Genomic DNA, 24,504 nt, shown 5'->3' with positions numbered 1-24,504 from the left:
GCTCGCCGCTTCAGGGCAGCGCGTCCACCCCGTAGGCGGCGACGCAGGCCAGCGCGACCGCCAGCGGCAGGCTGCGCTGTTCGATCGGATGACCGAGCAGTTCCTCGATCCGCTGGATTCGGTAGCGGACCGTGTTCTTGTGCACCCCAAGCAGTTTCGCCGTGGCCTCGGGGCTGCGATGACTTTTCAGGTAGGCATGCAGCGTCTCGCGCAGCCGCGCCGCGTTCGGGTCCGATCCGGACAGCGTGCGCAATTCCCGGCCGATCAGGCCGCGCATCGCCGCGTCGTCGGCACCGGCCAGATAGGCGATTTCCACCTCGCGATAGCCGATGACCCGTGCCACCGTCACCGCGCCACGCTCGGCCACCTGCCTGGCCGCCACCGCCTCCCGATGACTCTGCCGGAATCCGGCCACCTGCCCGCCAGGCACGCCGAAGGCGACCCGGACCGGGGATTCGACCAGCCCGGCGGCGGCACGCTCCAGCCCGCCGGCCTCCTGCTCGATCCGGGCCGCATCGGCGCTCGATAGGTCATCCAGTCCGGCCCAGGCCCACATGCCGCTGGACCCGGACGCGACGGTGAGCAGTCTGCCTGCGCCGAGCCCGGCCGCCACCCTGGTCGCCACTCGCTCGAGCAAACCGACGACTTCGCCGTCGCCGCTGCCGGATTCGCTCTCATCGGTCCACAACACGAAGGCGATGTGTCGCTGGGTGAGTCGATAGCCGAGCCGGGCCGAAGCCTGATCCAGGTCGAGCTCGTCACCGGCCAGTAGCGCGCGCACGGTCTCGGTGCGCCGGTTGAGCGCGGCCCGCAGGACCCGCTCGCGCTCCTCCATGTAGGTGTCGGTGAGCAGTTCGACCGACAGGCTGACCCACTTCGTCGCCCGCTCGAACATCCGCAGCAGCACCGCCCGCTCGATCTCTTGCGGGGCTTGCCGCTGATCGATGGCCTCGGTCATGTAGTCGAGCACCGCCTCCATGCCGACGTGATAGGTCCGCAGCAGCATGCGCAGTTCGAATCCGCGCCGGGCAAGCGTGCGCGCGAAGACATGCGCCTCTTCGGGCAGGGCGAAATCGAAAGTGTCGCTGGTGATTCCGCTCAGCATCACCCGGGCATGGGCGCGCGTGCTCGCGGCGAGGTCGCGGCGCACGTCACGGTCGGCGAGCTCGGGCAGGCTCGCGATGATGGCGCTGTCGAGCCGGTGCACGATCTGCTCGATCGACTCGCTGCGCATCGTCTCGTAGACGTACTCCGCCAGCCAGTCGCGGACCACTTCGCTGTTCGGCCCGATCCGCTCGGGTGACGATGCGGCCACATCTCCTCCGATTTGTTCTCAGAGCACAAATTAGCTCGCGTCCATTGACAAATCGAGCCAAGAAACTCCCCCGGCATTGTGCCACCATCATAGTTCAGTGGCCTGATTCACAGTAGTCGGCCGATGCGGTTCACAGCACAACGTCAGTGGGAGAACAGCGTGACCAATACCGACCCAGCGCCCGCCGCGGCGAAGAAAGCACCGGCACGGAAGACGGCCGCGAAGAAGGCGGTGGCACCGGCGATCAAGGCGGAGCCGGTGACCGACGCTCCCGCCGTCATCGAGGTGCACAATCCCGGCACCGGCGAGCTCGTCGGGACGGTGCCGGTGGTGAGCGCGGACGAGGTCGCGGCCAAGGTGCGCGAGCTGCGGCTGTACCAGCCGGAGTGGGAGGCCATCGGCCCGAACGGCCGCAAGGAATGGCTGCTGAAGTTCCAGGACTGGCTGATCGACCACACCGACTCCATCGCCGACGTGGTGCAATCCGAAACCGGTAAGCCGCGGGTCGATTCGCTGATCGATCCGGCCTTCGCGACCGACCTGGTCGGCTACTACGCGCGCCGCGCCGCCAAGTTCCTCGCCGACGACCACCCGTCGCCGCACAGCCCGCTGGCCAGGGTGAAGAAGCTGACCACCGTGTACAAGCCGTACCCGGTCGTCGGCGTGATCACCCCGTGGAATTTCCCGCTCGCCATGCCGGCGCTGGACGTGTTCCCGGCGTTGGCCGCGGGCGCCGCCGTAATCCTGAAGCCGTCCGAGGTGACGCCGCTGTCCGCGCTCGAAATGGCAAGGGGCTGGGCCGAAATCGGCGCACCGCCGGTGTTCGCCGTGGTCACCGGCGCGGGTGCGACCGGCGGCGCCGTCGTCGGCAATGCCGACTACGTCCAGTTCACCGGCTCGACCGCGACCGGCCGCAAGATCGCGGTGGCCTGTGCCGAGCGGATGGTGCCGTGCAGCCTGGAACTCGGCGGCAAGGATCCGGCCATCGTGCTGGCCGACGCCGACCTGGATCGGGCCGCGCACGGCATCGCGTTCGGCGGCATGTTCAACTCCGGCCAGGTGTGTATCTCGGTGGAGCGGGTGTATGTCGAGGCGCCGGTCTACGACGAGTTCGTGGCCAAGCTGACCGCGAACGTCAAGGCGCTGCGGCAGGGCATCGACGGCCGCGAGTCCAAGCACGACGTGGGCGCGCTGGCCAACGAGAACCAGACGAACATCGTGCAGCGCCACGTCGATGAGGCCGTCGCGGCCGGGGCGCGGGTGCTCACCGGCGGCAAGCGGGCCGGGTTCGGCACCGCGTTCGAGCCGACCGTGCTGGTCGACGTCGACCACACCATGTCCTGCATCACCGAGGAGACGTTCGGCCCGACGCTGCCGGTCATGAAGGTGGCCGACGAGGCGGAAGCCGTTCGGCTGGCCAATGATTCGATCTACGGGCTGTCCGCGTCGGTGTGGACCGGCGACAAGGACCGCGGCGAGCGGATCGCCAGGCAGCTCAACGCGGGCGCGGTGAACATCAACGACGTCTTCAGCAACCTGTTCAATTTCGCGCTGCCGATGGGCGGCTGGGGCCAGTCCGGCATCGGCGCGCGCTGGGGCGGCGCCAACGGCGTGCGCAAGTACTGCCGTCAGCAGGCGATCACCGCGCCGATGCTGCCGACCCAGGACAAAGAGCTGTTCTGGTACCCGTACTCGATGCCGAAGCTGCTCTTCGCCCTCGGCGCCATGCGCGCCGCCGGTGCGCGCGGCCTGCGCCGCATCGACCTTCCTGCCGTTCTGAAGCTCAAGGGAGACAACAAGTGAGCCAGCGAACCGAAAACACAGCACGACCCGTCGTGACGGAGCCGAGCGCCAGCGAGGCGCAGTCATGACGGATACTTCGAAGATTCGCGGCAAGGTCGTCGTCATCACCGGCGGCGCCCGCGGCATCGGCCTGGCTACCGCCACCGCGTTGCAGGCGCTCGGCGCCAAGATCGCGATCGGCGATATCGACGAGGCCACCGTGAAGGAGTCCGGCACCGCGCGCGGCTTCGAGCTGTACGGCCGCCTCGACGTCACCGATCCCGCCTCGTTCGAGAGCTTCCTCGACGAGGTCGAGCGCACCGTCGGCCCGATCGACGTGCTGATCAACAACGCGGGCATCATGCCGACCGGCAAGCTGGTCGACGAGCCGGACCAGATCACCCGGCGCATCCTGGACATCAATGTCTACGGTGTAATTCTCGGCTCCAAGCTGGGTCTGGCCCGGATGCTGCCGCGCAAGCGCGGGCACGTCATCAACATCGCCTCGCTCGCGGGCGAGACGCACATCCCCGGCCTGGCTACCTACAACGCGAGCAAGCATGCGGTGCTCGGGTTCACCGACACGCTGCGTGAGGAGTACCGGGATTCCGGCGTTCGCTTCTCCTCGGTGCTGCCGACGCTGACCAACACCGAGCTCGGGGCCGGCGTCACCGCGCCGAAGCTGTTGCGCCCGGCCGAGCCGGAGGAGATCGCCGACGCGATCGTCGGGCTGATCGTCGCGCCGAAGTCGAAGGTGCGGGTGACCGCGGTGGCGGGCATCGTCTCGCAGTTGGTCGGACTGCTGCCGGAGGCGATCGGCGACGGTCTCGGCCGGGCGCTCGGCGCGGGTCACGCGTTCCTCGACGACGTCGACGCCGACAAGCGCAAGGCGTATGAAGACCGGGCGCGCAGCGTCTAGATCGGGTCGCGCAGCGGGCGCTGCGGCCGTGGATTCGTCCCGGCCGCAGCGCCTTTTTGCGTGTTCTGGACGGGCTCGAGACGCGGTCCAATCGGCAATACAAACCAAATTGTGACGAAAATCACTATCGAGGGGGCAAATGACCACACATCGACCAGAAGAGGGTGTCCAGCTGACGAACGGCAATCGCACAGACCGCCAGTTCGAGCTCGCGCGGCGCGCGGCGGGCAACCATCATTGCTGGTCACGCGCCCAACTATCGCCGAGCGGCTGGTTCGGCGGTCGCATGCCGAAGATTCGCGGAGTCGATGGTGCGTCCCACCATCACAAGCAATATGCTGTCCCTAACAAACCTGTAGAACGTTTTGGTACCCGTATCCGAACTTTCTGGCCTGATAAGGCTGGAAATTCAGGACTGATTCTGATAGCAAGGGGCTATGGACCCGCATTTGCGCGACCTGCGGTATTTCGTCGCCGTCGCTGAGGAACTGCACTTCACCAACGCCGCTCAGCGGCTGCACATCGCTCAACCCACCCTGTCGCGTCAGATCCGGCAGCTGGAACGCCAGCTCGACGTGGTCCTGTTCGACCGCAACCAGCGCAGCGTGGCCCTGACCGTGGCAGGCAAGGAACTGCTCGAGGGCGCCCGCAAGATCCTGGAGCTGTGGGAGGTCACCAACGTCTCGCTGCAGGAGGCGGGCGAGGTGCTGCGCGTAGGCATCCAGTCCGCGCTCGGCCGCGGGCTGCTGAACGACCTGGAAAGCGCGAGCGGTCACCGGCTCGCGCTGCACGCGGCCTCCTGGACCGACCCGTCCAGCGGCCTGTCCGGCCGGCAGGCGGACCTGTCGCTGGTGTGGCTGCCGCTGCCCGACCCGAACCGCTACCGCTGGCAGGTGCTGCGCACCGAGCCGCGCTGGGTGCTGCTCCCGGAGAACCACCCGCTGGCCGACCGGGAAATCATCGAGTTCACCGACCTGCTCGACGAGCCGTTCATCGCGCTGCCCACCGAAGCCGGTGCGGTGCGCGACTTCTGGCTCGGCAACGACGCCCGCAACGGACGTCAGCCGAAGATCGGCGCCGAGGCGGCGACCCCCGAGGACAAGCTGGAGGCCGTGAGCCTCGGCCTCGGCGTCTGCCTGCTCGCCGAGAACAACGTGCCGATGTACCGGTGGCCCGGCCTCACCGCGCGACCGGTGGCCGGTCTCGCACCGTGCGAGCTGGCCGTCGCGTGGCGCGCCGACGACACCCGGCCGACGATCCTCGAATTCGCAGGGCGCGCAGTGGATGGCGGGTTCTCGGTGCAGCAACCGCAACCCGCCATCAGCGCCTGATCAGTTGATGGTGCGCCGCCACGGGTGCAGCGATTCCAGTTGCGCGGACAACCGCAGCAGGGTGGATTCGCTCCCCGGCGGACCTGCGAGCTGAGCGGCCACCGGCGTCCCGACATCGGGATGCATGCCCATCGGGATGGACGCGGCGGGCCAGCCGACCAGGTTCCACAGCGGGGTGAAGGGCGAAAAGCGCGCGGTGGCAAGCACATTGGCGAGCCAGCCGCGAGCGTGCCAGGCCCGCGCCTTGGGCGGCGGGCAGGCGAGCGTGGGCGTGATCACCACGTCGTAGCGTTCGAAGTATTCGAGCAGCCGCGCCTCGACCCGGTCGATCTGGGCCGGTCGAACCAGGCGTAGTCGCTGCACCAGGCGCCCCAGCGCGAGGTGGCGGCGGGTACGCGGTTGCAGGCGTTCAGGATTCGGTAGCGCGGCGGCGTCCCGGGAGCCAACGGCCAACCAGCGCAAGAAGATCGACAGCATCGCGTCGCCGTAGGGCAACGTGGTCGGCTCGACCAGGTGGCCTGCCGCGGCGGCGACCGAGGCCGCGGTGCGGGCGGCGTTGGTCCAGTGCCGGTCGACCGGAAAGCAGCGATACGGCGGAGCCACGGCTAGACCGATGCGTAGTCGTCCTGGCGGCTCCACCTCGGCTAGGTCCGGTCGGGCGGCCAGCACCGAGAGCGCGAGCGCGGCATCGCCGACTGTCGTTGCCAGCACGCCGTTTTCGACCATGCCCGACCACGCGTCGACGCCGATCTCGGCGGGCACCGTGTAGCGGCCCGGCTTGATGCCGTACACCCCGCAGCAGGCCGCGGGGATGCGGATCGAACCGAGTCCGTCGTTGCCGTGCGCGATCGGCACCAGCCCGGCGGCGACCGCCGCGGCCGAGCCGCCGGACGAGCCGCCCGAACTCCGCGCGACATTCCATGGATTGCTGGTGATCCGCTCCGGGGTATCGGTGGTACCCCACAGGCCGAGCTCCGGCACCGTGGTGAGTCCGACGACCACCGCGCCCGCGGCGCGCAGCCTGCGCACCACCGGATGATCGTCGGCGACCGGCCGGGCATCGGTGGCCGCCGAGCCGGACCGCATCGTCTCGCCGGTCACCGCGATGTTGTGCTTGATCGCGATCGGCACCCCGGCCAGCGGCAGCACGTCCAGATCGGCGCGCTGCTCCAGCGCCGCCGCCTCGGACCTGGCCCGCTCGGTGCGAATGACGCTGAAGGCATTGGTGTTCCGGTGTTCGGCGACGATCCGGGCCATGGTCGTCTCGACCACCTCCGTCGCGGTCAGCGAACCGTCCCGCACGCGCGCCGCGATGGCCGCGGCCGGACCCTTGTCGGACAGGATTTGGTCGTTCGCGCCTAACGGACTATCTTGAGCGGGCGCACTCGCCTCGACTCCCGATCGGGTCGGCGACGCCGGTGCGACCGTCGACTGTTTCTGGGTAACTTGCGCGACCGCCGAGTGCCTGGTCGGCGTCTGCGCGGCTTTCTCCGTGCCGGAAGTTTCGGTTTTCGCCGAAGCGTCCGCCACCGCTGTGGCCTTGATCTGCATGTGCTGGTCGTCCCCCGTCGCATCGTTGTCGAATTCGGGTGATCGCTCTCAAGCCGCAAGTTATCATTCCGAATACTGCTCGGGGGACGATGGCGTCGGGTGTGGCGGAATTTCTCCGGCACATCCACCGACCGACCAGTGCGGATTCTCCGGTGTCCGCCGAGCCACTAGGTCCGAGAATGAGTGCCAACTCCGATAGAAGTTCCGATTCCGCCGCCGGTTTCGACGCGCGCGCTGGTTTCGGCAACCACCCGCTGCGTACCGAATTCAACGCCGTGGCAGCCTTCTCCGCCGCGTGGGAAGACGCCGCCGATGAATCCACCCGCCGCCCGCCCGAGATCGCCGAGTATTTGCCCGACGCGCGGACGCTGCGCACCGAGGCGCTGGTCGAGCTGATCCGCGTCGACCTGCGGCATCGCTGGTTGCGCGGGACGGTGCTCGGCGCGAACCAGGACACCCGTAAACGGCTCGTCGAATACTGCACCGAGTTTCCCGAACTTCAGCCCGGAAGTATCCCGGCCGGTCTGGTGTACGAGGAGTTCGTCATCCGCAGGCACAGCGGCGAACGAGTGGATCCGCGCGAATGCCTGCGCGAATATCCACACCAGGCGACCGAACTGCGCGCTCTGCTGAACGCCGATGATGTCGATCAGAGCACCCGGCGGGCGGCGCTGCAGGATTCCACGCTGACCGCGCTCGCGCGCACCAGAGCCGCCTTCGTCGATAACGAATTGAACCGAACCACCGAGTCGACTCGTGGTTCAGAAGTGACCCGAGCGACCACCACTGATCTGACGGGAACGGCGACAGCCATTCCCACCACGATCGGCACCGGCCCTGGCCGGCTCGACGCGCTCGACCGCATCGAAATCGGCCAGCGGATCGATGATTTCGACCTGCTGACCGGGCTGGGCAGCGGCGCGTTCGCCCGCGTCTTCCTGGCCAGGCAGCGCTCGCTGCAGCGGCTGGTCGCGGTGAAGATCTCCACCGATCACGGCACCGAGCCGCAGACGCTGGCCCAGCTCGACCACGACTACATCGTGCGGGTCTTCGACCAGCGCCTGCTCGACGACGCCGGTCCCGCGCGCCGGCTGCGCCTGCTCTACATGCAGTTCCTGCCCGGCGGCACGCTGCTCGGCGTGCTGCGCTGGGTGCGCGCCACCCCGCCCGCCGAACGCAGCGGTCAACTGCTGCTCGACGCGGTCGACGCGGCGATGGAGGAGAAGGGCGAGATCCGCCCGACGGATTCCAGCGTGCGCGCCGAGATCGCCGCGCTCAGCTGGCCGGAGACGGTGGCGTGGCTCGGCCGCAGGCTGGCCGAAGCGCTCGACTATGCCTCGGCGCACGGGGTGCTGCACCGCGACGTGAAACCGGCCAATGTGCTGCTCACCGCGGAGGCGGTGCCCAAGCTCGCCGACTTCAACATCAGCTTCAGCCGCAATGTCGAGGGCACCAGTCCGGTGGCCTATTTCGGCGGCTCGCTGGCGTACATGTCGCCGGAGCAGCTGGAGGCCTGCCATCCCGGATTCGGCCGCAGCGCGGCGGATCTGGACACGCGCGCCGACATCTATTCGCTCGGGGTGGTGCTGTGGGAACTGCTCACCGGGGCGAAACCGTTCGACGACAGCACCGCGGGCGCCGACAACCCCGGCGACGACACGACGCTGGAGGCCATGCTGGAGCGGCGCAGCGGCGGGGTGGACGCGGCTGCGCTGGAACGGGTTCCGGCCGATTGCCCGGCGGCGCTGCGCCGGGTGTTGCTCAGCTGCCTGGAGCCGGAACGGACGAAGCGGTGGGCGAACGGGTCGGTGCTGGCGCGGCAGTTCGAGCTGTGCCTGGACGCGCGGGCCCGCGAGCTCGTCGATCCGGCGCCGAACAGCTGGCGGTTGCGGCTGCGGCCGTGGATGGTGCTGGTCACCCTGCTGTCGGTGGGTCTGCCGAATGTGCTTGCCTCGCTGTACAACATCCAGCACAACCAGCACCTGATCATCAGCAGACTGACCGAGGAGGCTCAGCACAGCTTCGTCGTCATCACCGGCGTGGTGAACGGGGTGTTCTTCCCCACCGGCATCGCGATCGTGGTGTACATGTCCCGGTCATTGCTGACGGTGCCGCGCGGGCTGCGCAAGGGACGACGCTATGACCCGGAGACGTTGCGCAATGCCAGACGCGATGCGCTGCTGCTCGGCGATCGTGCGGTGGCCGTTGCGTTTTCGCTGTGGGTGCTGTCCGGCATCACCTTCCCGCTCACGCTGCAACTGGTGACCGGCGATCTGCCCGCGCGGGCGATCGTGCACTTCCTCGCGTCGCTGGTGGTGTGCGGTGCCATCGCGGTGGCGTATCCGTTCTTCCTGCTGACCTTCTACATGGTGCGCTGCATCTATCCGCTGTTCCTCCGGCACGGCGACATCAGCCCCGAGGACGCGATCTGGCTGCGCGGGCTCGATCGCCGGTGCAACGGATATCTGGCGGTCGCCGCGTCGGTGCCTCTGCTCGCAGTAGCGGGAGTGACTTTCCTGCCACCTTCCGATATTCCGATGGTGATCTTCGCGGTTCGGGTGCTGTGTGCTGGCGGCATCATCGCGTTCGTCGGCTCCTATCTGCTGTTCCGCGCATTGGAAGCCGATCTGCGGGCGCTGGAGCGCGTCGTCGCGCCGGAGTCGGCGGGCACGAATACCGTTGTGACAGTGGCCGACTTCGACGACAGCGGGCCGACCGGGCCGGAGACGCGCAGGTGACCTCGTCGCGCGCCGACGCCGTCGCCCGGTTCGCCGACGATTGGCAACGCAGCCTGCGCGCTGATCCGTTCGCGCCGCCGCGGCTCGCGGACTACGTGCCCGACGGCACCCAGGTGCGCCTCGCGGTGCTCGCCGATCTGCTGCGCATCGACCTGCGCGAGCGCTGGGCCAGGGCCGCCGACCTCGGCAAGCGGATCGCCGAGTACCGCAAGGAATTTCCGGAGGTCGAGCACTGTCCCGCGCTGACCGACCTGCTCTGCGAGGAGTTCCTGGCGCGGCGCCGCCACGCACCGCTGACCATCGAGGACTTCCTCACCGAGTACCCGGAGCTCGCCGACGAGGTACGCGAACGCCTCGCCGCCTTCGCCATCGATGACAGCACCGACGACTTCGGTGCGGCGGAATCGGCCGAAGCCGTTGCCGCACTGGCCGATCTGGCCCCGGGTCGGCAGATCGACGACTTCGACCTGATCACCGACCTCGGCACCGGCGTGCTCGGCCGAGTCTTCCTGGCCAGGCAGCGCTCCATGCAACGGCTTGTCGCGGTGCGTCTTTCGGCGGGCCGGGCCAGCGCACCGCACACCATGGCGCAGCTCGATCACGCGCACATCGTCCGAGTCTTCGACCAACGGCTGCTGAGTACCGAGCCCGTCCCTGACCTCGACGACCCGTTCGACGGGGAGACAGACGATTCCGTCCGCGACACCGGTGATCGACAAAGCTCCCGATCGAAGCCACCGGGCTTCCACAGCGTGCAACGCGCACGCCCAGAAGACCCCACCGAACCCGACCGCGCGAACTCCGCGACCGACCGCAAGCCATCGGCCGACGACGCTACGTTCGCATCCCCGCGCGGCCTCGATTCAGACGACACCGTGCGCGGCAGTGCATCGCTCGATGCCACAGTCACCAGCGCACCTAGCGGCACAGACAACACTGTGCGCGACGGTGGCCCCTCGGGCAGTGACGCTACCGTCGCCAACCCGGTCGACGCCGATTCAACTGCGGTCAGTGGTAATCCGCTGAGCCAGACCGACGACGCGACGGTCGCCACGCCGCGCGGCCGCAGCACTGATTTCCCACGACCTACCCGAACAGACACGTTCCCCACCGGACGCGTTGCGCGAGACACCGGCACACCGGTCGACCCCGGCCGCTCCCTCCTCGGCGCCGCCGCGCCCCGACTCGTCTACATGCAGTACCTGCCCGGTGGCACCGCGCTCGGCGTGCTCGACCAGCGGCGCACCGGCCCGGAGTCCGATGGTGGCGCGCTGCTGCTACGCGCCATCGATGCGGCGATGGAGGCGAAAGGCGAGATCCGGCCGTCGGATTCGAGTGTGCGGGCCGAGATCGGGGCGCTGAGCTGGCCGGAGACGGTGGCCTGGGTGGGCAGGCGGCTGGCCGACGCGCTGGATTACGCGGAGCACCACGGGGTGCTGCATCACGACCTCAAACCCGCGAACGTGCTGTTCACCGCCGAAGGCATCCCCAAGCTGGCCGATTTCGCGCTGAGCGAGTCGGGTCCGCGCCCGGCCGCGGTGAATCCGGCTCAGCCCGTGGATGATTCGTTGCCGTACCGGTCGCCGGAGCAGCTGGCCCGGCTGCTCGACCCGACCGCGCCCGCGCCGGGCACCCGCAGCGACATCTACTCGCTCGGCGTGCTGCTGTGGGAAATGCTCACGGGCGCAAGCCCGTTCGACGACACTCCGCGAGCAAGCGAGACACCGGCCGAGACCTACGCGCGCATGCTTGCCGTACGCCGCGACGGCGTCAGCGCGACCACCCAGTCCCAACTCCCCGCGGACACACCGGCGGCCCTGCGCCGCGTGCTGCTGGACTGCCTGCACGCCGACCCGAAACGCCGCTGGCGCAACGGCGCCGAGCTGGCCGGGCAGCTCGACCTGTGTCTCGACGCCCGCGCGCGGAACCTGGCCGATCCGCCGCCGACCAGCCTGGCGCACCGGGCACGCGGCTGGCTGATCCCGTTCGCGGCCCTGTGCATCGGCGTGCCGAACGTGCTCGCGAGCTGGTACAACATCCAGCTGAACCAATCGCTGATCATCGATCGGATGTCGGAGGTCGACCAGCACAAGTTCGCCACCGTCGGGTTGGTCAACAACCTGATCGCCTTCCCGGTCGCGGCGCTGCTGCTGATCTTTCTCACCCGCAGGCCGCTGACCATCGGCTTCCGCTTGGCCCGCGGCCGTGAGTATTCCGCGCGCACGCTGGCCAAGGCGCGCCGCGACACCTTGCTGATGGGTGACTGGGCGGTGTTGGTGCCGTTCGGTTTCTGGCTCGCCGCCGGCGTGATCTGGCCGCTCGGCCTGGCTTTCACCGGTGTCGACCTGCCGCCGAAGACGTTCCTGCATTTCTTTGCGGCACAGGTGGTTTGCGCGGCCATCGCGCTGGCCTATCCGTTTTTCCCGATCATGGTCTACGCGGTCCGCTCGGTGTATCCACAGTTGCTGGTGCGCGGCGGAATCGGGCCCGGCGACGAGCGGCAGCTGCGAAATCTGGCCCGGCGCGGCAACTTCTACCTCGGCGTCGCGGCGTCGGTGCCGCTGCTCGGGGTGGCGGGCGCGACCTTCGTCGACGCCGGGGACCTGGAGTTGGTGATCGTTCCGGTGCGCTTGCTCAGCGTCGGTGGCATTCTGGCTTTCGTGGTTACCTACCGGTTGTTCCGCTGGCTAGAGGCCGACCTGCTCGCGCTCGCGCGGGCCATCCCGCAGCGGAAGCGATGACTTCGCCGCGTCCGCTCGGGCGGCTGGTGAGCCTGTCGCATGTGCACGATCCGGCCACCACGCCGCTGTATCCGGACGATCCGGAGTTCCGCACCGACATCGTCGCGACGGTCGCCAACGACGGCTACTACCTGCGCTACATCCAGCAGGGCGAGCACACCGGAACCCATTGGGGCGCACCGATTCACTTCGACTCCGACGGCCTCGGCGCCGATCAGCTCGACCTGGACGATCTGCTGCTGCCCGCGGTGAAGATCGATGTCCGCGAGGCGTGTGACCGCGATCGTGATTACGCGATCACCGTCACCGATCTGAAGCAGTGGGAGGGACGGCACGGGCGCATCCCGAACGGCGCGGCGGTGATCGCCTGGACGGGCTGGGACAGCAAGTGGGGCACGGCGGAATTCATCGGCACCGCCGAATTCGCCGACCATCAGCCGGGTTTCGCGGTCGAGACGATCGAATGGCTGCTGCGCACCGGCAGGCTCGGTCATCGCGGCGCGCTCGGCATCGACACCTTCGGTCCCGACCTGGGCACCGACGACACCTACGCCGTCTCCAAACTGCTCTACGGCGAGCACCGGATCAGCCTGGAATGCCTGGCCAACCTGGCCGCGATCCCCGCGACCGGCGCCTGGATCCTGGTCGGCGGGCCGCTCTACCGGCGCGGCTCCGGCTCCCCCGCAACGATTTTCGGCATCCTGCCGGACCGCTAGGAGTAGACCTTCGGGTCGAGGGTGCCGATGTAGGGCAGGTCGCGGTAGCGCTCCGCGTAGTCGAGGCCGTAGCCGACGACGAACTCGTTCGGGATATCGAAGCCGACGTGCGCGACGTCGACGTGGGTGCGTAGCGCGTCCGGCTTGCGCAGCAGGGTGACCACCTCGAGCGAGGCCGGATTGCGGGTGGACAGGTTGCGCTTGAGCCAGGACAGCGTCAGACCCGAGTCGATGATGTCCTCGACGATCAGCACATTGCGCCCGGCGATGTCCTTGTCCAGGTCCTTCATGATGCGGACCACGCCGGAGGACGAGGTGGACGACCCGTACGACGAGACGGCCATGAACTCGAGCTGAGTCGGGATCGGCAACGCCTTGGCCAGGTCGGTCATGAAGAAGATCGCGCCCTTGAGCACGCCTACCAGCAGCAGATCCCCCTCGGGGGCGTCGGCGGGATAGCGCTTGGCGATGAGCTCGGCCAGCTCTTTCGTCTTGGCGGCGATCTCTCCCTGGGTGATCAGAACAGACGCGATGTCGTCCCCGTACACGTCAGCTGTTCCCTTCTGGTTTTCGCTCCCGGACGGCCGACCCATTATGTGTCATCAGCCGCTGCGCAGACGCAGTAACACTGGCGGCGTTCCCCGGCCCTGCGTGGTCACGCTTCGCTACCGCCTTCGGGCCTGACGCTCACGCCGCAGTGTCAGCCTGCCACGTTCGCGCGCCGCGACCAACCTGCTACCCGCGTGCCCCCCGCCGACCGCGATCCCACCCTGCCCGCGCCAGTTGGTGATCAGCTCGTCCACCGCGTGTAAATGCTTGCCGGTCAGCGCTTTCGCGCCACCCGCCAGCAACCAGGCCCGGATCGCGCGGCGGCGCAGCGCGGCGGGCGCAGTGGCGAGCGTCTCGATCGACAGCGCCGCGCCATCACTCGCGGTGCGCAGCAGCTCACTCGCCAACGCGTCGAGCACCGCGCCGTCTTCGCGCAACTGTTCGGCCGTCCGCGCGAGCGCGCCGGCGACCCCACCGCCGAGCACGTCCTCCAGCAACGGCAGCACCTCGGTGCGCAATCGAACCCTGGTGAACTCGGGTGATGCGTTGTGCGGATCCTCGTACGGCGACACATCCACATCCGCACACAGCTGCCGCGTCACCGCCCGCCGCACCCCGAGCAGCGGCCGACCCCAAGGCTGCGCCCACTCGGTCATCCCGTGAATCGAACGTCCGCCCGACCCACGCGCCAACCCGAGTAATACGGTTTCCGCCTGATCATCGAGGGTGTGCCCGAGCAAAACCGGCAGCCCATCCCGTGCTTCGTCCAGTGCCGCATACCGAGCCTGCCGTGCGGCTGCCTCCAGCCCGCCTTCGTCGCCGACCTCGACCGCGATCACCCGAGCCGACCGGCAACCGAGGGCCAGCGCAGCAGCGGCAGCATCCGCCGCGACCACGTCGGAGCCCGCCTGCAATTGATGGTCGATCACCAGCGCATCGACCGCGCCCACCTCGACAACGGCCGCGGCAGTCAGCGCCAGCGAATCCGCCCCGCCGGACAGCGCGACCGCGACCGCTGTCGCAGCATCACCACTCGGCCTGTACGCGACAACCCAGTCCCGCACAGCCCGCCGCACCTCCAGCACCGCCGCCGTCTCCGGCAACCGGCGCGGCTCAGCCACCGGCCAACGCGAACCCATAACCGGAGCCTACCGACGGCCCTGGTGTTATCCGCCGCGCATGAGTTGTGCAGGTGCGCGCGGAATTGCTGGCAATTTCGTGCGCGGCTGGCGAAAGGGTGCGCGGGAGGGGCGGCGTCAGCCGAGGACGCGGGTGACCCAGCGTTCGGGATGCTCGATTTCGTCTGTGCGGGGCAGGGTTTCGGCGTTGGTCCAGATGGTGTTGAAGCGTTCCATGCCGACTCGGCCGACGACGTCGTCCACGAACGCCTTGCCGCGGACGTACTGCGCGACCTTCGCGTCCACCCCGAGCAGCGCGCGCATGATGCGCTGCAGCGGGTTGGTCGGGCGCTTGCGGCGCTGGTCGAACGCGGCGCGGATCTGTTCGACCGAGGGCACCACGGCGGGACCGACGGCGTCCATGACGTGGTCGGCGTGGCCTTCCAGCAGCGTGCCGAGCATCAGCAATCGATCGAGCGCCTCGCGTTGCGGCGGGGCCTGCGTGGCCCGCAGTAGACCGACCACACCGCGGGCGGCGGGATCGTCGGGCGTGCTGCCGCGGCGGCGGTCGCGGACCTCCTCGACCAGCCGGGACAGCATCTCGTTGAGCGGTTCGTCGCCGACGTCGCCGAGCACCTCGACATTGGCGCGCATGTAGTCGGCCAGCCAGGGCGCCGAGGAGAACTGCACCCGGTGCGTCACCTCGTGCAGGCAGACCCAGAGCCGGAAGTCGCTCGGCGAGACGCCGAGCGCGCGCTCCACCGCCATGATGTTCGGCGCGACCAGCAGCAGCGTGCCGTCCGGCCCGGTGAACGGGTCGTACTGGCCGAGGATCGCGGTGGACAGGAAGGCCAGCATCGCGCCCGCCTGCACGCCGGCCGGTTTGCCTTGCAGCAGTCCGCGTTCGCCGGTGTCCCCGCCGGTGCCGGTGAGCTGGCCCATCGAGTCGGCTGCCGCCTCGATCCAGCCCGGCCGGTCGACGATCCGCGCGGCGGGCACCGGCTGATCATCGAGCAGCCTGCTCACTTCGCGGACCGGTCCTTCGGCGCGCTCGGACGCGACGGCCAGTTCGGCAACCACCTGCTCGGCCGAGTAGCGCGAGGTACGCGGGCCGGACGGCACCAACGCGGCACCGGTCTTCGCGGCCAACTTCCAGTCGACGGCACCGGAGAACCCCGAGCGGCCCTTGGCCTTCTCGACCGCACCCGCGGCTACGGGCTCGACTGAACCCGTGCCGGTATCAGCTGGGTCGGAACTTTCTCCGTGCATTGTCAACCACCCGTCACGAGCATCCACAGTTGCGTAGCGTGCCTGCGATCGCGTCGAGGGCGGGCCTGCTCACCTCCGGCGGTCGATCGTTCGACATCAACGCGAAGGTCAGCACCCGCCCATCGGCGTCGAGCACATACCCGACCAACGCGCTGGACACCGACAGAGTTCCGGTCTTGGCCCGGACAAAACCGGCACCCTGCCGGTTGCGCTCGACATAGCGGCTGGTCAGCGACCCGGTCGCGCCCGCGATCGGCAGGTCGTCCAGCAGCGGCGCCAAAGTGGATGCGAGCCGGTCGTTTTCGGGCCGGGCCATGGTGTTGGCGGGCTGCACGGCCGTTGACGCGTTCGGCTTGGCCGCGGTCGCGATGACCCGATCGAGCAGCTTGGCCGGGATGCGGTCGTCCACCGACAGCCCGCTGTTGTCCTGCATGTCCAGCCCGGCCAGGTCGAAGCCCGCCTTGCCGAGCGCGGTGCGCACCGCGTCGACCGCGCCGCTGAACGAGGCCTCGCCGCCGTTGGCGACGGAGATCTCGCGCCCGACCGCCTCGGCGAGAATGTTGTCGGAGTAGACCATCATGTCGCGCAGCCGGTCGCGCAGCGGCGCCGACTGCACGCTCGCCACCTCGGCGGCACCGGGCGACGCCGTGCCGACGCGCACCTTGGCCGGGTCGAGACCGAGGTCGCTGGCCAGCCTGCGCCCGGCGTCCAGCGCGGGCGTCGGGGTGCGCGGCGAGTACTCGACGAGCGGCTGCAGCCTGCCGCCGTCGATCATCACCGACTCCATCGGCGCGATCGACCCGTCGTGGATGTCGACCGGGTCCCAGCCCTTCGCCATGCTCGGCCCGGCGTAGGCCGAGGTGTCGACCACGATCGTGTCGACGGCCCGGCCCGAGTTCTTGATCTGGGCGACCAGATCGGACACCCGCGCGGAGTTCGGGTAGTAGCCCTTGCCTTCCGGCTCGGCGGTGAGCGTCGGATCGCCGCCGCCGACCAGCACCAGCTCGTTCGACGCGGCACCCGCGACCACCTTGGTGATCAGCCGATGGTTGTCCGGCAGCGTGAGCAGCGCAGCGGCCGTGGTCAGGATCTTCGCGGTCGATGACGGAATCATCGGCCGGGTCGGATCGCCGCTCCACAGCACCGTCGCGCTGTCGGCGTCGGTGACCTGCCCGGCGAAGGCGCCGAGATCGGGATTGCCGATGACCGGCGCGAGCGCGGCGGCGATACCGGCCGGGCTCGGCGCGGGCGCGTTCGAGGGCGCGGGAGCCATCTGCGGATACGGTTTGACCGGCGCGGGCGGCGCGGCCGTGGTCAGCCCGCCGTGCCGGAATTCGTCGGTCCACGGCTTGACCGTGAGCAGTACGCCACCACCCGCCGCGAGGACGACGGCGAGCGTCACGCCGAGTCCGATCCAGATATTGCGGCGCCGTCGAGCAGCCAAGCCACCGATGTTCTTACCAACCACAGCCCGCAGCTCTCCTCGACTGATTTCCGCAGCAGCCGCCTGCCGCACCCATGTCCCCGCCGACCACACTATCCTCGTTGCGCAACCGTTCCCCCGAACAACCTGGCGAGTCGGCAGTCGTGACTGCTCATGCTCATAGATGCACCGAAGGAGATGGCGTGGAGTTCGACGTCACCATCGAGATCCCCAAGGGCTCTCGGAACAAGTACGAGGTCGATCACGAGACCGGACGGGTCCGGCTCGATCGGCACCTTTACACGTCCATGGTCTACCCCGCCGACTACGGCTACATCGAGAACACCCTCGGCGAGGACGGTGACCCGCTGGACGCGCTGGTCCTGCTGCCCGAGTCGGTGTTCCCCGGCTGCCTCATCGAGGTGCGCCCGGTCGCGATGTACAAGATGGTCGACGAGGCAGGCGGCGACGACAAGGTGCTGTGCGTGCCGGCCGGCGATCCCCGCTGGGAGCACATTCAGGACCTGAAGGATGTGCCCGAGTTCGAGCTGGCCGCGATCAAGCACTTCTTCGAGCGGTACAAGGATCTCGAGCCCGGCAAGTTCGTCAAGGGCTCGGAGTGGGTCGGCCGCACCGAGGCCGAGGCCGAGGTGACGGCCTCGATCCAGCGGCTGAAGGACAACGGCGGCCACTGAGCCGGCCCGGTGAGCGGGAAGTCCGTCGGTGGCTTCCCGCTCACGCCGAGCCGGTGGCGGCGCGGCGCTGATTGCGTTCGGCGATCACCTGGTCGAGGTGCTCGCCGAGCAGCGCCAGGATCGGCGCCTCCACCTGGCCGTTGAGCCGTTCGTGGGTGAAGTGCGCGTCCTCCATGAGGGCGAAGGCCTCTGCCGCCGAACGGTATACGCAATACGCCTGATGGGTCCGGCCGACCGCCTGCAGGATGAGGCCGTGCATCACCAGCACGCGGGCCCGCGACATCGGCCCGATCGCGCGGTTGAGCGTTCGGATGGCCGCGTCGGCGATCGGTTCGGCCTCGCTCATCTGCCCGGCCATCATGTGCACGTGCGCCAACCGGGCCAGCGCCCAGCCTTCGCGCAGTTCCACCCCGCTGAGCCGGGCCAGTTGCACCGACTCGCGGCACAACTCGATCGCGTGCCGATGGTCGCCCTGATAGCCGCGACTCGCGCCGAGCTCGTGCGTCGCCATCGCCTCCAGCGCGGCATTACCGATCTTGGCGGCCAGGGTCTTCGCCTCGGTCGCCCGTTCCTGGGATTGCGGGTATTTCCCTGCGTCCGACAGAGTTTTGGCCATGTGCACCAGGCTGGCGCATTCGACGACGGGGTCCTCGACCCGCCTGGCCAGCCGGATCGCGCGTTCGGCGTGCGCGATCGAGGCCGCCGTCTCGGTGCCCATCCTGGTGGTCGCGGCGAGCAGCTGGCCGGCGAACGCGGTCAGTCGCACGTCACTCGCCGAGGCCGGCGGCAGCGACAGCGCGATGCGCACGTGATCGCGGCCTTGGCGCAGCGTGCCGAGCGAATAGCTGTAGATCGTGCCGAGGGTGACCCGGATCCGGCATTCGACGCGGCGGTCGCCCGCCCGCACGCCCGCGTCGAGCAGCCGGTCCAGCGCCCGGGACAGCTCCTGGCAGTGCGGCCCGCCGTCGATCAATTCCGCAGTGGCCCAGGCGATATCGGCGGCCAGCGTGAGCGCGGGACCACCTATCCTGGCGATCTGCTCGTACAGCGAGATCAGGTTCGGTCGCTCGACGTCGAGCCAATACTGCGCGGCGATGCTGTCGGGGAACGACAGTCCGGCAGCCGTGGTGGGCGCCAAGTGTTCCGGTAGTCGTGAGCCCGGATTGCACACCACCATAAGGTTTTTCATGGTGGCCAGATAGAAGTCGAGCAGGCGGATCAGCACGCCGGACACCGGCTCGGCCGCGTCGGGGCCCAGGTGCAGCTCGCGGGCGAACAGGCGGGGTAGATCGTGATAGGTGTAGCGCCCGGACGCGCTGGTCTCCATCAGGTTCAGGTCGACCAGCGACTCACAGAGTTCCTCGACCAGCATCCGATCCGAGCCGAGGATCGCGGCCGCGCCGTCGAGCGAGAGCTCCGCGACCTCCGGCATGGCCAACATCCGAAAGGCCCTGGCCTGCGCGCAATCGAGCTGGTCGTAGCTGAGCCGGAACGCCGCCTCGACCGCGAGGTCGCCGCTGCGCAGGGTGCCCAGCCGCTGCTTCTCGTCGTCCAGCCGCTCGGCCAGGCTGCTGATGCTCCAGTTCGGCCTGGCCGCCAGCCGCGCGCCGATGATCCGGACGGCCAGCGGCAGCCCGCCGCACGCGGCGAGCACGCTGTCCACCGCGTCGGGCTCGGCGGTGACGCGCCGCACGCCCGCGATGCCTGCGAGCAGGGCGTGCGCCTCGGCCCGCGACAGCACATCGAGGCGCACGCCGAGAACGCCTACCACGCAGGGTAATTCGGGCATCGATGAGCGGCTGGTGATGAGCACCGCCGAGCCGGGTGTGCCCGGAATCAGCGGGGCGACCTGGTCGCTGTCGCGCGCGTTGTCCAGCACGATGAGCACCCGCTTGCCGTCGAGGATGCTGCGGAACTGGGCCGAACGCTCGGCCAGGGTCGGCGCGATCTCGCCCTCCGGAATACCGAGCGCGCGCAGGAAGTCGCCGAGCGTGTCCGCGGCCGGGGTGCCGGATCGAGTGCCGGGGCCGCGACCGCGGGCCTGCGCGAAGCCGTGCATGTCGACATGCAGCTGCCCGTCCGGAAACCGGTCCCGGACGCGATGACCGACGTGCACCGCGAGCGCACTCTTGCCGATCCCGCCCATGCCGCCGATCACACACACCGGTACCGCGAAACCGTCTGCGCGGGTGAGCCATTCGCTGATCCGCCGGACCGTGTCGGCACGGCCGGTGAAGTCGACGACATCGGCGGGCAACTGCGCGACCCGCCCTACCGTGCGGCGTGGCGGTCGCACGATGACCGCTTCGTTCTCGGTATCCCGTTGTGGCGCACGCAGATCCGCCCGCAGGATGCGCTGGTGCAGCTCGGCGAGCTGCTGTCCCGGTTCGATGCCGAGTCGTTCGATGAGCACCTTGCGGGTGTCGGCGTACACCGCGAGCGCCTCGGCCTGCCTGCCCGCGTGATACAGCGCGGTCATCAGCAGGCCGCGCAGCTGCTCGCGCATCGGATGCTCGCCGCACAGCGGTGTCAGCTCGGCGATCACCTCCGGATAGCGGCCGAGGCGCAGGTCCAGCTCGATGCGCTGTTCCAGCAGCGCGACCCGCCGTTCGATCAGCTGCGTGCGCTGCCGATCCGCATAGGGGCCGGGCAGCCCGGCCAGCGGCGTGCCCGACCAGAGCCGCAGCGCGGCATCGAGCCGCTCGCGGACCAGCTCGACCGCGTGCGCCGACTCTGCGTCGATCCGGTCCGGCTGCACCTCGAGCAGCATGTCCTCGACCATCTCCACGTCGACCGCGCCCTGCGGCAGCCGCAGCGCGTAGCCGCCGCCGAATCCGACGAGCACCGTGGCGGGCGCACCGGCCGCCCGGTCCGGTTCGAGCGCCCGGCGCAGGTGCAGGATGTGGTTGCGCAGCGCGCCGATCGCGCTCGGCGTCGGATGCTCGCCCCAGACGCCGTCGATGAGTTCCGGCACCGTCGCCGAACGTCCGCTGCGCAGCAACAGGGCCGCCAGCAAGGCTCGACGCTGTTTGGAACCGAGATCGAGCTCCAGTTCACCGCGCCACGCACGCACCTCGCCGAGTACAGCGAACTTCAGCATTCGGTCCTCTCTCTGACCGTCGATCGTTCAACAATGAACGTAGCCAATCGTCCGACGTCTTCGGCCGTCCTGCCCAAGTGAAGTCACCGATGAGCCACTGCTGATCTGACGTCATCGTTCAGACATCCAACCAATGGTTTCATGAGATTTTCATGACGGCTTACTGATCCGGCGCTGGTATAGGCACGAAAAGGGACATCCGACTCGGCCGGATGTCCCTTCTCGACAGTTGAGATCGGTAATAGATGTACAGATCCCGGTCACCGTATGTTTGCACGCACTCCCCGCGCCCGCTACCGCTGCTGAGCGACCGCGCGCGGTAGTGCTAGCCCCACCATCGGGCACCAGCAGGCAATACCCAGCATTCGGGTGCGCGCGGCATGGGCGCGACGGCCGCCGATTCCTAGGCTCGAAAGTGTCGGGGACGCACCAATGCCTTCCGGCTCGAACAGGAGGAAAGCACTGCTCATGAACCCATTTCGGCGCAACTCCGGCAGGGCGGCCGTCGCGGCCGCAGTGGTCGGCGCGGTACTGGCCGCGTCCGCATGCGGCGGTGAGACGTCGGCGGGTAAGACCGATGATCCGGCGAAGACGCCACCGACCGCCGTCGCCACCGCGATGGACAACGTGGTGCGCAAGGGATTTCCCGGTGTGCAGGTGGTGATCGACGGACCCGGTGGCCATCGCACCTTCACCGCGGGCGTCGGCGACCTGACCACCCGGGCACCGTTCCCGGACGACGCCCGCGTCCGGATCGGCAGCAACACAAAGACATTCGTATCGACGGTGGTGCTGCAGCTGGTCGCCGAGGGCAAGGTCGAGCTGGACGCGCCGATCGAGCGCTACCTGCCCGGCGTCGTGCAGGGCAACGGCAACGACGGCAACCGGATCAGCGTGCGCCAGTTGCTGCAGCACACCAGCGGCATACCGGACTACCTCGGCCACGGCACCGCCGACGGTGTCAAACGGGATAATGCCGAACAGCTGAACCCGGACGACGAAGCCCTCCGCTGGCAGCACTTCGACGCGGCCGATCTGGTCCGCCGGGCGATGACCGCGCCGCCGAATTTCGAACCCGGCGCGAAAATGGTCTACACCAACACCAACTACCTGGTGGCCGGCCTGTTGATCGAGCGGGTGACCGGCAATCCGGCCGCCGCCGAGATCGGCCGCCGGATCATCGAGCCGCTCGGTCTGCGCGATACCTATGTGCCCGCTTCGCGCGAAACGACCATCCGTGGCTCGCATCCGCAGGGCTACCACGTCGTGGGCGGCAAGCAGGTCGATTTCACCGACCTCGACCCGTCCTGGGGTGGCACCGCGGGCGATATGGTCGCCACGGCGACCGACCTGAATCGGTTCTTCACCGCGTTGCTGGCCGGAAAGCTGTTGCCACCAGCGCAATTGGCGGAGATGAAGCGCACCGTGCCGTTCGATCGGATGCCGGGCGCCGATTACGGCCTCGCCCTTGTTCATCGCACCGCGCCGTGCGGCAAAGAGGTGTGGGGGCACGGCGGCAGTATTCCCGGCTTCGAGACGCGCAACGGCGTGCTGGCCGACGGCACCGCGGTGACCGTCACGGTGAACCAGCTGCCGACCACCGAGGAGGGTGCCGACGCGGTCGGCGGTGTGCTCGATGCCGCGCTGTGCACCTCGTGATCGACCGTACTGCCATTCTGTACGGCTGCTCCGATATTGATTGCGGCCGAATGACTTCCGAGGAGAATCAGTGAGACGCACGAAAGGGCCGGCGATCGCCTTGGCGAGCCTGGTGGCCGGTGCCGGTCTGCTCGGCTGCGCCGGACCCGAGGCCGAGGCGCAACCGGGAGGCCCTGCGCTGGACCGCTTCTACAGCCAGCAGCTGGACTGGAAGGCCTGCGGCGACCCGAAACTGGACGAGGCGGGCGCGCAGTGCGCGGACGTCACCGTTCCGCTGAATTATGCTGAGCCGCAAGGGTCTACCCTCACGGTGGCGATATCCCGACTAGCCGCCACCGATCCCGCGCAGAAGCGCGGCGTCATGTTGTCCAACCCCGGCGGACCGGGCGGTGCTGGCCTGGATTTCATGGTCGACGTCAGCAAGGCGATGACCCCTGACGTGCGAACTCGCTACGACCTGATCGGCATGGACCCGCGCGGCGTCGGACGCTCCTCCCCTATCCAGTGCCACTGGCCGATCGGCATCGGGCTGCAGTCGGCGGGCGTCGACGCGGCAGGTTTCGCGGAATCCGTTGCGGCGCAGGGCGATCTGGCAGCGCGCTGCGCGACCACAGAAACGGCTCGACTGCCCTACATCACCACCCGCAACACCGCGCGGGACATGGACGTGATCCGCGGCATCTTCGGCGTCGACCGAATCAGCTACTACGGCACCTCATACGGCACCTACCTCGGCGCGGTCTTCACCCAGATGTTCCCCGACCGCAGCGACCGGATCGTGCTGGACAGCGCGGCGGATCCGGACAACTACGGCACCGTCGGCATGATGCAGGCGATGGGACCGGCCAATGAGGCCGCGCTCGATCTGTGGGCGGATTGGGTCGCGGCGCGTGACGACGAGTACCACTTCGGCACCGACCGGGCCCAGGTCCGCGGCGCCGTCCAGGACCTGATCCGACAGGCTGCTGTCAAGCCGATTCGCTTGGGCGAGTACGAGATCGACGATCATTGGCTGCCGCTCGTGCTTTTCGTCGGATTGGACAGCCCGCAGCAATACGGGATGCTCGCCGGTCAAGTCCGCACGCTCGCCGACGCCGCCGCCGGCAAGCCCGTTGCGCTCGACAAGACGTTGGACGCCACCCTCGGGTACGCGCTGAAGGCACGGCCACAAGACAATTCGTCGCAGATGGCCGTCCTGTGCGGCGATGTGGCAGCACCGCGGGATCCGGGGTTCTATTGGCGCAATATCGAAGCTGCCCGTCCCAGCCAACCGGTGTTCGGCCCGTTCACCAACAACATCACGCCGTGCGCCTTCTGGGCCCCGCCCGCCGAACCGGCCACCGTGGTGCGCAATTCGGTGCCGGCGCTGATCGTGCAGTCCACCGGTGACACTCGGACCGCTTACGAAGGCGCGGTCGCCTTGCACAACGACCTGAGCGGCTCCCGCCTGGTCACCCTCCAGGATGTCCCGATCCACTGGATCTTCGGGCGCTACCAGAACGCCTGCACCTACTCGGCGGTGAACACCTACCTCCGCGACGGCACCATGCCCGCCGCCGACGTCACCTGCCACGCCGACTGATCACACCGCGTAATGG

The 24,504-nt window shown here is 68.7% G+C and carries 16 protein-coding genes; 9 read left to right on the top strand and 7 right to left on the bottom strand.

Annotated features, from left to right (window positions below; genetic code table 11):
• Positions 1-10: 10 nt before the first annotated feature.
• Positions 11-1,315, bottom strand: a complete 1,305-nt coding sequence (locus ACIBK2_RS06900; protein ID WP_396964534.1) for a PucR family transcriptional regulator — start codon at positions 1,313-1,315, stop codon at positions 11-13.
• Positions 1,316-1,474: 159 nt separating this feature from the next.
• Between ACIBK2_RS06900 and ACIBK2_RS06895 the strand changes: the two genes are divergently transcribed.
• The 3 genes from ACIBK2_RS06895 to ACIBK2_RS06885 all read left to right on the top strand — a co-directional run bounded on the left by ACIBK2_RS06895 (position 1,475) and on the right by ACIBK2_RS06885 (position 5,347).
• Entirely contained in the window at positions 1,475-3,118 is a 1,644-nt protein-coding gene (locus tag ACIBK2_RS06895; protein ID WP_396964532.1) for an aldehyde dehydrogenase family protein, read from the top strand.
• 64 nt (positions 3,119-3,182) lie between these two features.
• A complete protein-coding gene (locus tag ACIBK2_RS06890; RefSeq protein WP_396964530.1) occupies positions 3,183-4,016 on the top strand; it encodes an SDR family oxidoreductase in 834 nt (277 codons plus the stop codon).
• Between the two features lie 437 nt (positions 4,017-4,453).
• Complete coding sequence (locus tag ACIBK2_RS06885) at positions 4,454-5,347, top strand: LysR substrate-binding domain-containing protein (RefSeq protein WP_357379769.1); 894 nt, start codon at positions 4,454-4,456, stop codon at positions 5,345-5,347.
• On the opposite strand, the gene ACIBK2_RS06880 is transcribed toward ACIBK2_RS06885, so the two are convergent.
• Complete coding sequence (locus tag ACIBK2_RS06880) at positions 5,348-6,898, bottom strand: amidase family protein (protein WP_396964527.1); 1,551 nt, start codon at positions 6,896-6,898, stop codon at positions 5,348-5,350.
• A gap of 179 nt (positions 6,899-7,077) precedes the next feature.
• On the opposite strand from ACIBK2_RS06880, the gene ACIBK2_RS06875 reads away from it, so the two are divergent.
• Genes ACIBK2_RS06875 through ACIBK2_RS06865 form a run of 3 tightly spaced genes read left to right on the top strand, consistent with a single transcriptional unit; the run spans position 7,078 to position 13,093 of the window.
• Positions 7,078-9,636 carry a serine/threonine-protein kinase gene (locus ACIBK2_RS06875; RefSeq protein ID WP_396964525.1) on the top strand — a complete coding sequence of 853 codons (2,559 nt, stop codon included), beginning with the start codon at positions 7,078-7,080 and terminating at the stop codon, positions 9,634-9,636.
• Complete coding sequence (locus tag ACIBK2_RS06870) at positions 9,633-12,377, top strand: protein kinase (RefSeq protein WP_396964523.1); 2,745 nt, start codon at positions 9,633-9,635, stop codon at positions 12,375-12,377. Before ACIBK2_RS06875 ends, ACIBK2_RS06870 begins: the two co-directional genes overlap by 4 nt.
• Positions 12,374-13,093 (top strand): cyclase family protein, encoded by a 720-nt coding sequence (locus tag ACIBK2_RS06865; RefSeq protein ID WP_396964521.1) that lies wholly within the window; start codon positions 12,374-12,376, stop codon positions 13,091-13,093. The genes ACIBK2_RS06870 and ACIBK2_RS06865 overlap by 4 nt, the downstream gene beginning before the upstream one ends.
• On the opposite strand, the gene hpt is transcribed toward ACIBK2_RS06865, so the two are convergent.
• From hpt to dacB, 4 genes are all read right to left on the bottom strand, one after another.
• Positions 13,090-13,641 carry a hypoxanthine phosphoribosyltransferase gene (gene hpt, locus ACIBK2_RS06860; RefSeq protein ID WP_396964519.1) on the bottom strand — a complete coding sequence of 184 codons (552 nt, stop codon included), beginning with the start codon at positions 13,639-13,641 and terminating at the stop codon, positions 13,090-13,092. The genes ACIBK2_RS06865 and hpt overlap by 4 nt on opposite strands.
• Positions 13,642-13,758: 117 nt before the next feature.
• Positions 13,759-14,781 carry a tRNA lysidine(34) synthetase TilS gene (tilS, locus tag ACIBK2_RS06855; protein ID WP_396964517.1) on the bottom strand — a complete coding sequence of 341 codons (1,023 nt, stop codon included), beginning with the start codon at positions 14,779-14,781 and terminating at the stop codon, positions 13,759-13,761.
• A gap of 117 nt (positions 14,782-14,898) precedes the next feature.
• Complete coding sequence (locus ACIBK2_RS06850) at positions 14,899-16,029, bottom strand: zinc-dependent metalloprotease (protein WP_396964515.1); 1,131 nt, start codon at positions 16,027-16,029, stop codon at positions 14,899-14,901.
• Positions 16,030-16,042: 13 nt separating this feature from the next.
• Positions 16,043-17,482, bottom strand: a complete 1,440-nt coding sequence (gene dacB, locus ACIBK2_RS06845; RefSeq protein WP_396965847.1) for a D-alanyl-D-alanine carboxypeptidase/D-alanyl-D-alanine-endopeptidase — start codon at positions 17,480-17,482, stop codon at positions 16,043-16,045.
• 173 nt (positions 17,483-17,655) lie between these two features.
• Here dacB and ACIBK2_RS06840 point away from each other — a divergent pair, with 173 nt between their 5' ends.
• Complete coding sequence (locus ACIBK2_RS06840) at positions 17,656-18,147, top strand: inorganic diphosphatase (RefSeq protein WP_357379777.1); 492 nt, start codon at positions 17,656-17,658, stop codon at positions 18,145-18,147.
• A gap of 40 nt (positions 18,148-18,187) precedes the next feature.
• Here the strand turns inward: ACIBK2_RS06840 and ACIBK2_RS06835 are convergent, their stop codons facing one another.
• On the bottom strand, positions 18,188-21,247 hold the full coding sequence (locus ACIBK2_RS06835; protein ID WP_396964512.1) for an AfsR/SARP family transcriptional regulator: 3,060 nt from the start codon (positions 21,245-21,247) through the stop codon (positions 18,188-18,190).
• 468 nt (positions 21,248-21,715) lie between these two features.
• Between ACIBK2_RS06835 and ACIBK2_RS06830 the strand changes: the two genes are divergently transcribed.
• Both ACIBK2_RS06830 and ACIBK2_RS06825 read left to right on the top strand, forming a co-directional pair.
• The gene (locus tag ACIBK2_RS06830) at positions 21,716-22,906 is read left to right on the top strand and encodes a serine hydrolase domain-containing protein (protein ID WP_396964510.1); all 1,191 of its coding nucleotides are present in this window, start codon (positions 21,716-21,718) and stop codon (positions 22,904-22,906) included.
• A 70-nt stretch (positions 22,907-22,976) separates the two neighbouring features.
• Positions 22,977-24,488 carry an alpha/beta fold hydrolase gene (locus ACIBK2_RS06825; protein WP_396964508.1) on the top strand — a complete coding sequence of 504 codons (1,512 nt, stop codon included), beginning with the start codon at positions 22,977-22,979 and terminating at the stop codon, positions 24,486-24,488.
• Positions 24,489-24,504 lie beyond the last annotated feature (16 nt).

The organism is Nocardia sp. NPDC050175 (assembly GCF_044459885.1).
In the GTDB taxonomy this organism is placed as follows: domain Bacteria; phylum Actinomycetota; class Actinomycetes; order Mycobacteriales; family Mycobacteriaceae; genus Nocardia.
Note: the sequence above shows the minus strand (reverse complement) of the source record. Positions and strands in the feature narration are given on the sequence as shown.

Coding starts and splice junctions, on each gene's coding strand:
- ACIBK2_RS06865 (WP_396964521.1), top strand. CDS start 12,374: ATGACTTCGCCGCGTCCGCTCGGGCGGCTGGTGAGCCTGTCGCATGTG.
- ACIBK2_RS06885 (WP_357379769.1), top strand. CDS start 4,454: ATGGACCCGCATTTGCGCGACCTGCGGTATTTCGTCGCCGTCGCTGAG.
- ACIBK2_RS06890 (WP_396964530.1), top strand. CDS start 3,183: ATGACGGATACTTCGAAGATTCGCGGCAAGGTCGTCGTCATCACCGGC.
- ACIBK2_RS06880 (WP_396964527.1), bottom strand. CDS start 6,898: ATGCAGATCAAGGCCACAGCGGTGGCGGACGCTTCGGCGAAAACCGAA.
- ACIBK2_RS06850 (WP_396964515.1), bottom strand. CDS start 16,029: ATGCACGGAGAAAGTTCCGACCCAGCTGATACCGGCACGGGTTCAGTC.
- tilS (WP_396964517.1), bottom strand. CDS start 14,781: ATGGGTTCGCGTTGGCCGGTGGCTGAGCCGCGCCGGTTGCCGGAGACG.
- ACIBK2_RS06875 (WP_396964525.1), top strand. CDS start 7,078: ATGAGTGCCAACTCCGATAGAAGTTCCGATTCCGCCGCCGGTTTCGAC.
- ACIBK2_RS06835 (WP_396964512.1), bottom strand. CDS start 21,247: ATGCTGAAGTTCGCTGTACTCGGCGAGGTGCGTGCGTGGCGCGGTGAA.
- ACIBK2_RS06830 (WP_396964510.1), top strand. CDS start 21,716: ATGAACCCATTTCGGCGCAACTCCGGCAGGGCGGCCGTCGCGGCCGCA.